Raw genomic sequence first — 14,922 nt, 5'->3', positions numbered from 1 at the left:
GGAGGTTCCATGCAAGAGCGAAAGACCTACACCCGCGAGTTCAAGCAACGTGCTGCAAGCATGGTTCTTGATGATAGCTGCTCAGTTCCTGACGTCTGTGCATCGATGGACGTTGGGCCTACCGCTCTGCGCCGCTGGATTGATCAGGTTCGCAAAGAGCGTCAGAAAGGGCAGCCAGTGGCAGGTACCAAGGCAATCAGCGACGAACAACGAGAGCTTCAACAGCTGCGAGCCAAGGTCAAGCGCCTGGAGACCGAGGCTGAAATCTTAAAAAAAGCTACGGCTCTCTTGATGTCGGATCCCGATCGTTTTTCCTGATCGAAGAGCTGAGAGAGTCGACCTCATATCCGACCCGCCTCCTTTGTAGTGCTTTGAGCGTTTCCCGCAGCGCGTTTTATGACTGGCTTAAGCGTCGTTCAGCGCCGAATACCAAGCGTGACGCGCTCAGAGCAAAAGTCGTGCAACTGCATGACGAAAGCCGGGGAAGTGCAGGCGCGCGGATGATCTCTCAGCACTTGAAGGCCCAGCAGATCAAAGTGGGGCGGCATCTGGCCGGAAAACTCATGGCGGAGGCAAATTTGGCCAGCAGACAGCGCCGTCGCCATCAGTATCGCTCTAGAGGCGTCGAAGCATTTGTGGCCAAGAACCTGCTCAAGCGTAACTTCGAGCCAACCGCAATCAATCAGGTCTGGTGCGGCGACGTTACCAGCCTGATGGTTGGTAAACGCTGGTATCACTTGGCAGCAGTCATTGATCTGTTCGCCCGCCGAATCGTTGGCTGGGCGTTCTCTCTGATCAATGACGCCAACCTGGTTAGCAGAGCGCTGAGAATGGCGGTGGAGGTTCGAGGTAAACATGCAGGCTTGATGTTTCATTCGGATCAAGGCTGCCAATACACCAGCCAGCTCTTTCAGTCCGCGCTGCTGGAGCATGGGATAAAACAAAGCATGAGCCGCAGAGGGCAGTGCTGGGACAACGCGCCAACAGAGCGTTTCTTCGGGACACTCAAATCAGAGTGGGTGCCCAATAAGGGCTACACGACAGTTGAAGAAGCCAGGCAGGATATAACTAGCTTCTTCATGCGATACAACCGAATCAGGCTCCACAGCTACAACAACTACCTGTCGCCAATAGCCATGGAGCAAAAAGCGGCATAAACACCGTAATCGGTGTCCGGGATTACTTGACCAGTTCACCGCCCCGTCTTCGACGCCGCGCTGTCGCGCAGCAAACAGGACAGCGAGTATCTTCAGCATCCCCCAATCGGTTCCCTCTCCTTCGGGAGAGGGCTAGGGTGAGGGGTGCTCTTAGATCAAGATCAAAAGATCGCGAGCAAGCTCGCTCCTACAGAGTCTTTAGAATCAATTACTTATTTTATGTTTGATAAGAGGGGCCACCCCGTCTTCGACGCCGCGCTGTCGCGCATCAAACAGGACAGCGAATATCGTCAGCATCCCCCAATTGGTTCCCTCTCCTTCGGGAGAGGGCTAGGGAGAGGGGGGCTCTTAGATCAAGATCAACAGATCGCGAGCAAGCTCGCTCCTACAAAGCCTTTAAAATCAATCACTTATTTTGTGTTTGATAGGAGCGAGCTTGCCTCGCGATCTTTTGACTTTAAAAGATCGCAGCCTTCGTGCCTCGGCAGCGACTACAACTGCCCTACGACGGCTGCGCCTGAGACTGTCGCAGCTCGCGCTGCACCACCCAATACTCAACCAGCTCGCGAAGTTGCGACAGTTCGACAGGCTTGGCCATGTGGCCGTCCATACCGGCCTGGCGTGCGCGCTCTTTGTGCTCAGTCAGAATATGCGCGGTCAAGGCAACGACCGGCGTGCGGACGCGCTGGTGGCTGACTTCCCAGGCGCGTAATTGCTCGGTGGCTGAGAAGCCGTCCAGTACCGGCATTTCGCAATCCATGAGCACCAGGTCGTAACGCTGGGCTTTCATGGCCTGCAGCGCTTCTTCGCCGTTGGAGGCGGTGTCCGGGTGCAAGTTGAGTTTGCTCAACATGCCACGAATCACCTTGGTTGAAATGTTGTTGTCTTCGGCCACCAGAATGCGGAAGTTGCTGGGCACGCTAAGGGGCGCTGACGGCCCGCTGCCCAATGGCGGTGTGACGCCAAGGCCATTGTTGCGTTGGGTCAACTCGTCGGCCAAGGTGGTTTTCAGGGTATAGCCCGCCACCGGTTTGGCCAGGATGCGCTTGATGCCGCAGTTGCGCGCAATGATCTTGCTCGGCGCATTGCTGATGCCCGTGAGCATCACCAGCAAGATATCGTGGTTCAGGCTTGGGTCTTCTTTGATCTTGGCGGCCAGTTGCATGCCGGTCATGCCCGGCATGTTCTGGTCCAGCAAGACAATATCGAAGTAGTCGCGCAAGTGCGCCTTGGTGCGCAGCAAGGCCAGTGCCTCTTTGCCCGAGGCGGCGGCGCTGACATTCAAACCCCACGCCGAACATTGCTGCACCAGTACTTTGCGGCACGTGTCGTTGTCATCTACCACCAGCACGCGGGCGCCTTTGAGCGGGCTGTCCAGGTCGGAGGTGGGGTGCTCAAGCAGTTGCGGGTCCAATGGCAGGGTGAGCCAGAAATTGGTGCCCTTGGTTTGCCCGGTCTTGATGCCGAACTCGCCGCCCATGAGGGTGATCAACTGACGGGCAATGACCAGTCCCAAATGGCCGCCCAGGCGGGTGGCGGCGAGGAAGTTTTTGCTGTGCAGTTCGGCGTGCAGCAGTGCCTCGCGCTCTTGCTCATCCATCGGCTGGCCCGAGTCTTGAACGGCAATGCGCAAACGTGGGGCATCACTGCGTTCCTCTAGCGCAACCACGATGAGGATCTCGCCTTCGTCGGTTTTTTTCAGAGCGCTTTCCAGCAGGCTCAGCAGGGTTTGGCGCAAGCGCGTAGGGTCGCCATTGATTACCCGAGGCACTTGCGGCTGGATAAAACTGATGAGTTCGACGTTTTGCTGCTCGGCCTTGGTGCGGAAAATGCTCAGGCAGTCATCGATCAATGCATTCAGGTCGAACTGCACGTCGTCCAGTTCGATCTGCCCGGACTCCAGCTTGGAGATGTCGAGGATTTCGTTGATCAGCGTGAGCAGCTCGTTCCCGGCGCTGTGGATAGTTTGTACGTAATCACGTTGTTTGACGGACAACGGCGTGCCGAGCAGCAGTTCTGTCATGCCCAGCACGCCGTTCATTGGCGTACGGATCTCATGGCTGATCTTGGACAGAAACTCGGCCTTGGCATTGATCTCGGCGTTGCTGGCGGCGAGGTCGCAACTCAGGCTGAGTTGGTCTTCGGTGATGCTCCGCGTTCGTTCACTCAGGGCGATGCCCATCAGCAGGCCGCTGAGACACACCACCGCCATCAGGGCCAACACCAGCTCTTGCGGGGCGATCAGTGTCAGCCCCAGCAGGGCGGGCAGGATCAGCAGGGTGCCGATGTTGAAAATGATCATGGCCACGACAAACAAACGAGCCGGGCGGTAACCCTGCTGCAAGTGGTAACTGGCCACCAGCAGAATGCTGAGGCTGGTCAGTGCAACCAGTATGTAGGTGGTCAGGTTCAGCGGCAGGCTGTTGAAGAACAGCAGCAACAAGCCACACAGGCCTACGATCAGGATGTCGATCAGCAGCAGTTTATGCAGCGGGTGCGGCCCACGGCTGGAGAAGAAGCTGTAGGTGAACATCAACCCGCACGGTGCGGTGAGGATCAGTGCCAGATAGGCGCCAGGGGTTTGCCAGCTGTGCCATTGCGGGAACCACGGGCTCAGCAAGTTTAAAAAGAGCGCCGAACTGGCCAGCAGTAAAGTCTCGCACAGTGCCAGCCACAGGCAACTGATGGTGCGTGTGAAGGCAAAGCGGATCAGGTTGTGCAGTACCAGCATGGCGATGCCGCCCAGCAGTAGCCCGTAGAGCAGGGTCGTGCCTTGGTCTGCTGCGAGGACAACGGCGGTACTGAGGGTAATGTGCGGGCGCAGTTGGTGTTCAGATTCCATGCGCAGGTAAACATCCAGAGGCTGGTCGCTCTGGGGCAGCGGTAACAGGTAGTCGCTGCTGGACAGTGGTTTTTCGCTTTGTGGCAGGGTGTTGCCGGTGGTCACTTCGGTGATCAGTTTGTGATCATCGAGGACATACAAATCAAGGCGTGAGAGGTCGGGGGCGAACACCCGCAGGATCTGCTCATGCTGGTCGGGTTGTAAGCGGAACTTCAGCCACAGGGCTTCGCCGGGTTCGGCAGCCACCATGTTTTCAAGTTCGATGGAGGTGAACTGGCTGTTCAATCGGGCTGAGCGCACATCGCTCAGTTGCAGGTCGCCTTGCGGGTCGGACAGCATGGACCAGCTGCCACCTGATGCGGCATGAGCCGGCACCAGGCAGAGCAGGGTTGTCAGCAGGCTGACAGTTATTCCTATGGCGATCCTAAGCCAGCGCACGGTGAAATCCCTTCGTCGATTGTTGCAAGTCGGTCACTATGCGCGGCGCTGGAAGAGTTAGGCAAGGCTGATCCATCCCCGTCTATCCATATGGATAGACTTGTTACTTGGATTCACCGCGTTCGCGTGCAATGGCTCGGTAGCCAATGTCATGACGGTAGAAGCAGCCGTCCCACTCGATGGCTTTGGCCAAGGCGTAGGCTTGCTTTTGCGCCGCCTCAACCGTGTCGCCCATTGCCGTTGCACACAGCACGCGACCACCTGAGGTGACGACTTCGCCAGCTGCATTCAGCGCGGTGCCCGCGTGGAATACTTTGCCTTCCAGTTTCGCTGCAGCGTCCAGTCCGTGGATTACAGCGCCTTTAGTGTAGTCTGCCGGATAACCACCTGCCGCCAGCACAATGCCCAAACTTGGACGTGGATCCCATTGTGCTTCAACTTTATTCAGCGCTTGGGCCAATGCGGCTTCAATCAACAGCACCAGGCTCGATTGCAGACGCAGCATGACCGGTTGAGTTTCCGGGTCGCCGAAGCGGCAGTTGAACTCGATGACTTTCGGGTTGCCGGCTTTGTCGATCATCAGACCGGCATACAGGAAGCCGGTGTAGACGTTGCCTTCTTCAGCCATGCCACGCACGGTCGGCCAGATCACCTGGTCCATCACGCGCTGGTGAACTTCAGCGGTGACCACTGGAGCAGGCGAGTAAGCGCCCATGCCGCCGGTGTTCGGGCCGCTGTCGCCGTCGCCGACGCGTTTGTGGTCCTGGCTGGTGGCCATAGGCAAGACGTTCTTGCCGTCGACCATCACGATGAAGCTGGCTTCTTCGCCGTCGAGAAACTCTTCGATAACCACACGCGAACCGGCTTCGCCGAAGGCGTTGCCAGCGAGCATGTCGCGCACGGCGTCTTCGGCTTCAGCCAGGGTCATGGCGACGATGACGCCTTTGCCCGCAGCCAGGCCGTCAGCCTTGATCACGATAGGCGCGCCAACCTTTTGCAGGTAAGCCAGCGCTGGCTCGATCTCGGTGAAGTTCTGGTAATCGGCGGTCGGGATCTTGTGGCGAGCCAGGAAGTCCTTGGTGAACGCTTTCGAGCCTTCCAGCTGAGCGGCGCCAGCGGTCGGGCCGAAGCAATCCAGGCCACGGGAACGGAACAGATCAACCACACCGGCTACCAGCGGGACCTCTGGACCAACGATGGTCAGGGCAACGTTCTTCTCGGCAAAATCAGCCAGTTGCTCAAGGGCCAGCACGTCGATAGCAACGTTTTCGCACTTGGCTTCAATGGCGGTGCCAGCGTTGCCGGGGGCAACAAATACTTTAGCGACACGCGGGTCCTGCGCTACTTTCCAGGCCAGTGCGTGTTCACGGCCACCGCTGCCAATGATCAAAACATTCATTTCAAAAACCTCAAAAATCTGTGGGAGGCGCTGCAAACCTCTGTAGGAGCTGACGAGTGCAACGAGGCTGCGATCTTTTCAAAACAGAATCAAAAGATCGCAGCCTGCGGCAGCTCCTACAGGGGGAGCGGTGTATCAGTGACGGAAATGGCGCATGCCGGTGAACACCATGGCAATGCCCGCTTCGTCAGCGGCGGCGATTACTTCGTTGTCGCGCATCGAGCCACCTGGCTGGATCACTGCAGTGATACCGGCTTTAGCAGCGTTGTCGATGCCGTCACGGAACGGGAAGAATGCGTCCGATGCCATGACTGCACCTTGTACCTGCAAGCCAGCGTGCTCAGCCTTGATGGCGGCAATGCGGGCCGAGTTTACGCGGCTCATCTGGCCTGCGCCCACACCGATGGTCTGACGGCCTTTGGCGTAAACGATGGCGTTGGATTTAACGTACTTGGCCACTTTCCAGGCGAAGATCAGGTCGTTGATCTCTTGCTCGGTCGGTGCGCGCTTGGTCACCACTTTGAGGTCTTCGCTGCCGATCATCTGGATGTCACGGCTTTGCACCAGCAGGCCGCCGTTGACGCGTTTGAAGTCCCAGGCCGGTGCGCGCTCTGCGCTCCACTCGCCGCAGGCCAGCAGGCGCACGTTGGCTTTGGCGGCCACGATGGCGCGGGCTTCTTCGCTCACTGACGGAGCGATGATCACTTCAACGAATTGACGCTCAACAATGGCCTTGGCCGTTTCGGCGTCCAGCTCACGGTTGAAGGCGATGATGCCGCCGAACGCCGACTCGGTGTCCGTCGCGTAAGCCAGTTCGTAGGCCTGACGGATACCGCCTTCGTTGTCCGGGCTGACCGCCACGCCACACGGGTTGGCGTGCTTGACGATCACGCAAGCCGGTTTTACGAAGCTCTTCACGCACTCCAGCGCAGCGTCGGTGTCGGCTACGTTGTTGAACGACAGCTCTTTACCTTGCAGTTGGGTCGCGGTGGCGATGCCGACTTCGGCAGGCTTGGCCTCAACGTAGAACGCCGCGCTCTGGTGCGGGTTCTCGCCGTAGCGCATTTCTTGCGCCTTGATGAACTGGCTGTTGAAGGTGCGCGGGAACTGGCTGCGGCCTTCGGTGCTGAGGGTTTCAGCCGCCTGGTTCACGGTGCCCATGTAGTTGGCGATCATGCCGTCGTAGGCGGCGGTGTGTTCGAACGCCTTGAGCATCAGGTCGAAACGCTGTGCGTAGGTCAGGCCGCCGGCCTTGAGGTTTTCCAGGACGTTGGCGTAGTCGCTGGCATTCACCACGATAGCCACGTCTTTGTGGTTTTTGGCGGCGGAGCGAACCATGGTCGGGCCGCCGATATCGATGTTTTCGATCGCGGTCGGCAGGTCGCAGCCTGGCTTGTTGATGGTGGCTTCGAACGGGTAGAGGTTAACGGCCACCAGGTCGATCGGCTTGATGCCGTGCTCGTTCATGATGTCGTCGTCAATGCCGCGACGACCGAGGATACCGCCATGGATTTTCGGGTGCAGGGTCTTCACCCGACCGTCCATCATTTCCGCAAAACCTGTGTAGTCCGCCACTTCAACAGCGGCAACACCGTTGTCTTGCAGCAGCTTGAACGTACCGCCAGTGGAGAGGATCTCGACGCCGAGGGCTTCCAGTTCACGGGCGAAATCAAGGATTCCGGTTTTATCGGAAACGCTGATTAGAGCGCGGCGGATCGGCAGGCGGGTAGTCTGATCGGTCATCTCGATTTCCATCAAAAGCAAAGGAGTCAGCAAAAAAGGCGGCCTGTTTTATCAGGACGCCTTTCAGGTTTGATTGAATGCTTACAGCAGATCGTACTGTTTGAGCTTTTTGCGCAGGGTGCCGCGATTGAGTCCCAGCATCTCGGAGGCCTTGGTCTGGTTGCCCTTGACGTAGTTCATGACGCACTCGAGCAAAGGGGCTTCGACTTCGGAAAGCACCAGGTTGTACACGTCCGTGACTTCAGCGCCCTCCAGGTGGGCGAAATAATTGTGCAGCGCCTTTTCGACACTCCCGCGAAGGGTCTGACCTTCTTCGCTCGGCGTATTGAGGTGCTGTTTCAAATTGACGTTGTCGCTCACGGGCGTTGTTCCACTCACTAATGTCTCGGTCATCATCGTCATGCGGCCACCCATCCTTCGTCCCCTGTCCCCAGGCTCTTATGTCGTTCGGCGAAAAACGCCTGAACGTTGGCGCATTGTGCTTCCGTATCTTCCAAACGATTGAAGTGGGCGCGAAACTCCTTGGCGCCCGGCAAGGTTGCGAGATACCAACCGACATGCTTGCGGGCAATACGTACCCCCAATACCTCCCCATAGAAGGTGTGCAGTGCGGCCAGATGCTCTAGCAGAATACGTTCCACTTCGGCCATTTCCGGTGCCGGCAACAGCTGGCCGGTACGCAGAAAGTGGTCCACTTCGCGGAAAATCCAGGGCCGCCCTTGAGCCGCCCTGCCTATTAACAGTCCATCAGCACCGGTGGCGTGCAGCACGTGCCGGGCTTTATGGGGTGAATCGATGTCGCCATTGGCAAACACTGGTATCGACACGGCCTGCTTGATCGCGGCAATGGTGTCGTACTCGGCCTCGCCGGTGTACAGGTCTGCACGGGTTCTGCCGTGCACGGCCAGCGCTTGAATCCCGGCCTGTTCGGCGATTTTTGCCACCGTGAGGCCGTTCTTGTTGTCGCGGTCCCAACCGGTACGGATTTTCAGGGTGACCGGCACATCAACTGCGGCCACAACGGCCTGCAGGATCTCGTTCACCAATGCTTCGTCTTTCAGTAACGCGGACCCGGCGGCCTTGTTGCAGACCTTTTTTGCCGGGCAACCCATGTTGATATCAATAATCTGTGCGCCCAGTTCCACATTGGCCCTGGCGGCGTCTGCCAGCATTTGCGCATCACCGCCGGCGATCTGCACCGAGCGGGGCTCGGGATCACCGTCGTGAATCATGCGCAGGCGCGATTTACGACTGTTCCAGAGACTCATGTCACTGGTCACCATTTCCGACACAACCAGGCCCGCGCCCATTCGTCGGCAAAGCTGACGAAAGGGTTGGTCGGTGACACCCGCCATAGGGGCGAGAATCAAACCGTTTTGCAATGTGTATGGGCCGATGCGTACCGCCGACATAGGACTTCCCTGTTGTGGGGCCGGATCTGGGGAGTTCGAAAAAGGGTTGGCATGATACCCGCTCTCGATGACTGGATAAAGACGAAATTGGATGATTTTTGAACAATAGAGGCTGAAAGCCAGCTTCAAGCCTCAAGCTACGAGCTTCAAGCCGCAGCAGATTTGCTGCTGGCTTCTAACTTGCGGCTTGCCGCTTATCGCTAAAAGCGCAGCGCGCTCATTCGGGGGAATGAAAACTCAGGCTGTAATTCACCGCTTTCGGGCCCGGATCCAGGATGTCGAGGGCAATGTGGATAGGCGTTTGCGGCGGCATTTCGGCCTTGCCAGTCAATTCTCCGCTCAGGTATTCGCCGGGTTTGAAACGGCGGCTGGCGATCATTTTGCCGTTCAGGTCGGCAAAACGCAGCTCCAGCAGCGGGTAGGGCTGGGAAAACGGCGCGCGGTTGTAGAGGATGGCGTCCACCACCAGCGCACCGGCGAATTCCGGGTGGCTGCGCACCACCAGATTGCTGCTTTTAATGCGGTCTATATCGACCTTGGAAGGCACGCTGCAGCCGATTTGCGGGCACAGTTGCTGGAAGAGCGGCCGGTATTGGTCCTGTCGAGCCAGTTCATCGAAGTGATACGCGATGTATTGCCCGGCCAGTGCAACGGCGGCCAGCAACACCAAGAGCGTCCAGAGCAGGCGCTTGCCCCACGGCGAGCGGCGTTTTTGCCAGTCCAGGTGCAACGGGTCGTCTACCAGGTCCAGCAGCACGTCGTCGCGCACACCCGGTTCGCTGCGTGTGCGTTTGTCTTTGGTCGCCGAGGCAGGGGCCAGAGGCTCATCGTCCTCGTCGTCATCCACTGCAGACAAATGCTCGCCGCGCAGCTGCGGTTCATCGTCGTCATCTTTGCTGAGCCTGAGCGGCGGCGTGTCGTCGGGCTCGTCGATGTCCAGCGACAGCGATGGCTCGGTGCGCCCGGTTTCAGCCGGTTCGATGTCGTCTTCGACGGCCTTGACCGCGAGTGCTGAGGTTTCGGCACGTTCTGCTGCGGATTCACTGAACAAGCTGCCTGACCATTGGCTTTCGTCGGCGTCGCTGGTGTCGCGGCGAGCGCTTAGCGCACTGGTTTTGGCTTTTTGCGACTGACCAAAGCTTTTGCTGGGCTGAATCTCCCGTTCTTCAAGCTTGGCCAGCTCTTCGTCCAGGTCCAGGTGCTCAAGGTCCAGCTCGGCCACTTCCCAGTGCGCCGGGCTGATGGCCTTGGGCGCAGCGGGCGGCTCAACGGTCACAGGTTCTGCAACAAGTGGCGCCACAGTTGTAGGCAACTGCTCTGTTTCGGTGCCTTTATTCAGCAGTTGCTGTGCGGCATTGAACACTTGCAGGCAGGAACCACAGCGCACCACGCCGCGGGCCATGCTCAATTGAGCATGGCTGACACGGAAGCTGGTTTGGCAATGTGGGCACTGTGTAACGAAGCTATCGCTCATGCGGCCATCCGGGTTAAGCAGGCTTGTATTCTAGCGTCGACGACCGCTGATGCGCACCCAGCCATCGCGGTTGGCGATAGGGTCCAGATCAAAGTCTTGAGCGTAGGCAGCGGCGACGTCTTCGCCTTGCTCGGCGAGGATGCCGGACAGCGCCAGACGGCCGCCGGGCTTGACCAGGCTGGACAGTTGTGGGGCCAGGGAAACCAGCGGGCCGGCTAAAATGTTGGCGACCAGCACGTCGGCCTGCACCTGCGGCAGGTCTTCAGGCAGGTACAGCGGGAATAACTCTGGCGCAACGTTGTTGCGACCGGCGTTGTCGCGCGAAGCTTCCAGTGCCTGCACGTCGATGTCGGTGCCGACGGCTTGCTTGGCGCCCAGCAACAGTGCAGCGATGGCCAAAATGCCCGAACCGCAACCGAAGTCCAGCACGTCGCAGTCTTTGAGGTCCTGGCCGTCGAGCCATTCCAGGCACAGCGCGGTAGTCGGGTGAGTGCCGGTACCAAACGCCAGGCCCGGATCCAGCAGCAAGTTCACGGCCTTAGGCTCGGGTGCAGCGTGCCAGCTTGGGACGATCCACAGGCGCTGACCAAAACGCATGGGTTCGAAATTGTCCATCCAGCTGCGTTCCCAGTCCTGGTCTTCGATGACTTCGGCGTGGTGTTCTGGCAATGGCGAGCCGGTCAGCAGCTCCAGATGGGACAGCACCAGCTCGGCTTCGGTACCGCCTTCGAACAGGGCCAGCAAATGGGTATGCGACCACAGCGGCGTGGTGTTGAGTTCGGGTTCAAAGATCGGCTGATCTTCGGCATCCATAAACGTTACCGAAACGGCACCGACTTCGAGGAACGCGTCTTCGTAGGTTTCGGCTTGTTCTGGGCTGATGGCGAGGCGTACTTGCAGCCAAGGCATGGCGGGCACCTTTGAAAAATAGGAATGTGCAGCCGGAGGGGCTGCGAGAAACGCGCCAGTTTACGCGAGCGCAGGCCTCCCTGCTATGGCAGGCCATCTGTGGGGCGTCCTTGTTTCAACATAAACCCTGATAAGGCGCAGCGTGTAGTCGCTGACGAGGCACGAGGCTGCGAAGCGGGCCACTTGGCAATCCATCGCAGCCTCATCCTTCGGCAGCGACTACAAGATTTCTGCGGTGTGAGGGCGTCCTAGGGTCATTCGTGCAGGTATTTGATATTGGGATGATGGCGTTTATGGAAGCGTCCTACATACCGTTAGCACCAATCTGGGCACTCTCTTCCTGATTACTGTGTGTGAGGTTCATTCATTCTATGACTGGGCCTCATGGTTCTCAGCCGTGCTCCCTTTAGGGGCTATGCAAAAGGAGAGGCTTATGGCTCGGGGCTATTTTATTGGTCTGTACGACAAAACGACCTGCGGTGGCAAGGTGCTGGAGTCAGACCCTGGCATTACGTGGAATGGCATTCAGCATGCCCTTGAAGGCCACTTGGTCAGCTGCGGGCAGGACGGTAAGGCCTACCCGATCTGTGGCGGTGTGGATGGTTTTGTCAGCAATGGCCGGCGGGTGGCTGGCACGCTGGACAGCCGCAGCGGTTGCCCCTGCCAGGCCGAACTGATTGCCTCCGTGACGGTGCATTCTTATGTCAGCGATTCAGCCCCGGCATTTAAGGGCGGCGTGTTCGCCGCGCCGCAGGCCAACTCGCACACCTACAGCCCCGCCGATACACCGGCCAAAAAAGTGGTCGTGCAGAGCCTTGCCCTGAGCCGCTTGCCGGGCGCCATGCGCTCGATGGGCTGGCACACGGCAGCGGCCTTGATGCAGCGCTGGTTTGACAGCCCGGCGTGGGCGATGCCGGAGTCGTGGAAGGATTCAAGTACTCTACCAAACCCGCTAAGCCTGAAACCCGCTGAGTGCGATCAGAGCATCGTGACGATGGAGTGGGCAATGGGGTTTGAGCGCTGTCGTGAAGCTGTGGAAGTTGCAGAGTCTTTGCTTACGACTCCAAATGCGCTCATAAGACTACAAAAGCTGCTTAAGAGCGCTGGTTGGAATGGTGAAGGTACTAAGGCGCTGGGATCGTACTCAATGTCAGCCCTCCAAATGGATGCTTTTTCTCAAATTAATTTCGTTAAATTTGGAGAAGTATGGAATTCGCTCGATGACATGTACGGTGCTTTAGGTAAAGCGATTTTAAAAGTTGGCGTAGTCGGTGAAGCCTTTACGGAGATAAACCCGGTAACCAAACAGCTCCATTATCTATTTCATGTGGAAAAAGTTGGCTTCTATATTCGCGATAATTACGACTTCAATGGTCTGCAATATCTGGGCACCTGGACCGAAGATCGTGTACTGACCAAGGCAGAGACCGCTTTTACCTTGAGCCTTCATGGTCAAGTTGTATTGCGTCTAAAGGAAGGTCCTCTTGCTGCAGTCACCAATGGTGATTTTCGCAACTATCGTGAAGAAACAGGCAAAGGCGGCGACTTCGTTATCTATTCAGATGTGCTGTGGAGAAATTCCGGGCAAATCATTGATCTGGGTGTTTGGGCGTGAAGCCTGCATCAAGACGCATCGCCTTTTTCGTAGCCTATATCACCATTGCGGGCGGGTTATGGACCGCTTCGAACTGGTGGGAAAGAGGATGGGCTACGCGACTGGCTACCGATAGCGTCAGCCCCGATGGCTGTTATCGAGTCCAGAGTTTCAAGCCCTATTGGGTTCTTCCGAATATCTTTCATCGTGAGCCTGATGTTAATGGCGTTAATTCCCCTGCGTGGTTTCCATGGTGGGGTTATCCAGGTTTTTATCGTCTTTTCGATAATCGCAGTGGTGAGTTGATTTCAGAAACCGACATCTATGATCTGGAGTCAGCGGGAGGCGGGCTTAGTTGGGGCCAGGGTTCTGGCTATGTTATGGCCGGTATGATCATCATCGCCTCCAACCTCCCGGATTGCACAGGCGATAACTCCGGCAAAACCAGGCGCAAGCCATGACAGCCATGACGCCACCCATCGCTTCTACGCGGCCTGAATCAATTTTGTAGCCGGGTACCCAAAAAACTGGCACCCCAGACACAACAAAGCCGCTCGAAAGCGGCTTTGTTGAGCAGGATACAAACTTACTTGTTAGCCAGTTTGTGTTCCAAGTAGTGAATGTTGACGCCGCCTTCGCAGAAGCCTTCGTCATTCACCAGGTCGCGGTGCAGCGGGATGTTGGTTTTGATCCCGTCGACCACGATTTCGTCCAGCGCGTTACGCATGCGAGCCATGGCTTCGTCACGCGTCGCCCCCCAAGTGATCAGCTTGCCGATCAGGGAGTCGTAGTTGGCCGGAACCTTGTAGCCGCTGTACAGGTGCGAATCGACGCGAACGCCGTTGCCGCCCGGTGCGTGGAAGTGCTTGACCATGCCTGGGCTCGGCATGAACGTTGCCGGGTCTTCAGCGTTGATCCGGCATTCCAGCGAGTGACCGTGAATGTTCACGTCAGCCTGGGTGAAGGACAGCTTGTTGCCTGCCGCAATGCTCAACATCTCTTTAACGATGTCGATGCCGGTGACCATTTCGGACACCGGGTGCTCTACTTGCACACGAGTGTTCATCTCGATGAAGTAGAAACGACCATTTTCGTACAGGAACTCGAAAGTACCCGCACCACGGTAGTTGATGTCAACGCATGCCTGAACGCAGCGTGCCAGAACTTCCTGGCGAGCCTTCTCGTCGATGCCCGGTGCTGGCGCTTCTTCCAGAACCTTCTGGTGACGACGTTGCAGCGAGCAATCGCGGTCGCCCAGGTGGATCGCGTTACCCTGGCCGTCGGAAATAACCTGGACTTCCACGTGACGTGGGTTGGTCAGGTATTTTTCCAGGTAGACCATCGGGTTGCTGAACCAGGCGCCGGCTTCTTCGCGGGTCTGCTTGGCGGCTTCGATCAGGTCTTCTTCACGGTGCACAACGCGCATGCCACGACCACCACCGCCGCCAGCGGCTTTGATGATCACCGGGTAGCCGACTTCACGGCCAATGCGCAGTGCGGTTTCAGGGTCTTCCGGCAGCGGGCCGTCAGAGCCTGGAACAGTCGGTACGCCCGCCGCGATCATGGCGTGCTTGGCCGATACCTTGTCGCCCATCAGGCGAATGGTGTCAGCTTTCGGGCCGATGAAGGCAAAGCCGGATTTCTCGACTTGTTCGGCGAAATCGGCGTTTTCAGCCAAGAAGCCGTAGCCCGGGTGAATCGCCGTGGCGCCCGTCACTTCGGCTGCCGCGATGATCGCCGGGATGTGCAGATAAGACAGGTTGGCTGGTGCCGGACCAATGCAGACGGTTTCGTCTGCCAGACCCAGGTGCATCAGTTCCTTGTCGGCAGTGGAGTACACCGCGACGGTCTTGATGCCCAGTTCCTTGCACGCCCGCAGGATGCGCAAGGCGATCTCGCCGCGGTTGGCGATCAGGACTTTTTCCAGCTTCTGAGGCTTCAACATCGTTGGCTC

12 protein-coding genes and 1 pseudogene are annotated in these 14,922 nt (G+C 57.9%); 5 read left to right on the top strand and 8 right to left on the bottom strand.

The features are described 5' to 3' along the window. Positions 1–9: 9 nt before the first annotated feature. Entirely contained in the window at positions 10–318 is a 309-nt protein-coding gene (locus ACJJU9_RS22160) for a transposase (RefSeq protein ID WP_076965378.1), read from the top strand. Next, positions 315–1,157, top strand: a complete 843-nt coding sequence (locus ACJJU9_RS22155) for an IS3 family transposase (RefSeq protein WP_407731025.1) — start codon at positions 315–317, stop codon at positions 1,155–1,157. The genes ACJJU9_RS22160 and ACJJU9_RS22155 overlap by 4 nt, the downstream gene beginning before the upstream one ends. Positions 1,158–1,659: 502 nt before the next feature. On the opposite strand, the gene ACJJU9_RS22150 is transcribed toward ACJJU9_RS22155, so the two are convergent. The 7 genes from ACJJU9_RS22150 to prmA all read right to left on the bottom strand — a co-directional run bounded on the left by ACJJU9_RS22150 (position 1,660) and on the right by prmA (position 11,374). Next, entirely contained in the window at positions 1,660–4,437 is a 2,778-nt protein-coding gene (locus ACJJU9_RS22150) for a response regulator (protein ID WP_407729541.1), read from the bottom strand. 103 nt (positions 4,438–4,540) lie between these two features. After that, positions 4,541–5,836, bottom strand: coding sequence for a phosphoribosylamine--glycine ligase (purD, locus tag ACJJU9_RS22145; protein ID WP_407729540.1), 1,296 nt, complete (start codon positions 5,834–5,836; stop codon positions 4,541–4,543). Positions 5,837–5,971: 135 nt separating this feature from the next. Next, entirely contained in the window at positions 5,972–7,579 is a 1,608-nt protein-coding gene (gene purH / locus ACJJU9_RS22140) for a bifunctional phosphoribosylaminoimidazolecarboxamide formyltransferase/IMP cyclohydrolase (RefSeq protein ID WP_048366513.1), read from the bottom strand. Positions 7,580–7,660: 81 nt separating this feature from the next. After that, entirely contained in the window at positions 7,661–7,981 is a 321-nt protein-coding gene (gene fis / locus ACJJU9_RS22135) for a DNA-binding transcriptional regulator Fis (RefSeq protein ID WP_019408796.1), read from the bottom strand. Continuing rightward, the gene (gene dusB / locus ACJJU9_RS22130; protein ID WP_048366512.1) at positions 7,978–8,991 is read right to left on the bottom strand and encodes a tRNA dihydrouridine synthase DusB; all 1,014 of its coding nucleotides are present in this window, start codon (positions 8,989–8,991) and stop codon (positions 7,978–7,980) included. Before dusB ends, fis begins: the two co-directional genes overlap by 4 nt. A gap of 217 nt (positions 8,992–9,208) precedes the next feature. After that, entirely contained in the window at positions 9,209–10,465 is a 1,257-nt protein-coding gene (locus ACJJU9_RS22125) for a DUF3426 domain-containing protein (protein WP_407729539.1), read from the bottom strand. A gap of 30 nt (positions 10,466–10,495) precedes the next feature. Continuing rightward, a complete protein-coding gene (prmA, locus tag ACJJU9_RS22120; protein ID WP_407729538.1) occupies positions 10,496–11,374 on the bottom strand; it encodes a 50S ribosomal protein L11 methyltransferase in 879 nt (292 codons plus the stop codon). A 415-nt stretch (positions 11,375–11,789) separates the two neighbouring features. Here prmA and ACJJU9_RS22115 point away from each other — a divergent pair. The 3 genes and pseudogenes from ACJJU9_RS22115 to ACJJU9_RS22105 all read left to right on the top strand — a co-directional run. After that, a pseudogene (locus tag ACJJU9_RS22115) lies at positions 11,790–12,041 on the top strand (PAAR domain-containing protein); the annotation flags it as partial. A gap of 24 nt (positions 12,042–12,065) precedes the next feature. After that, a complete protein-coding gene (locus ACJJU9_RS22110; RefSeq protein ID WP_407731024.1) occupies positions 12,066–12,989 on the top strand; it encodes a DUF6402 family protein in 924 nt (307 codons plus the stop codon). Continuing rightward, a complete protein-coding gene (locus ACJJU9_RS22105; RefSeq protein WP_407729537.1) occupies positions 12,986–13,429 on the top strand; it encodes a hypothetical protein in 444 nt (147 codons plus the stop codon). The genes ACJJU9_RS22110 and ACJJU9_RS22105 overlap by 4 nt, the downstream gene beginning before the upstream one ends. A 125-nt stretch (positions 13,430–13,554) precedes the next feature. Here the strand turns inward: ACJJU9_RS22105 and accC are convergent, their stop codons facing one another. Beyond that, complete coding sequence (gene accC, locus ACJJU9_RS22100) at positions 13,555–14,913, bottom strand: acetyl-CoA carboxylase biotin carboxylase subunit (protein WP_048390888.1); 1,359 nt, start codon at positions 14,911–14,913, stop codon at positions 13,555–13,557. Between the last annotated feature and the right edge of the window lie 9 nt (positions 14,914–14,922).

The sequence above is a fragment of the Pseudomonas helleri genome, assembly GCF_045830615.1.
Lineage (GTDB): Bacteria > Pseudomonadota > Gammaproteobacteria > Pseudomonadales > Pseudomonadaceae > Aquipseudomonas > Aquipseudomonas helleri.
The sequence above is the reverse complement of the archived record's forward strand: the minus strand, read 5'-3'. Positions and strand labels throughout refer to the sequence as shown.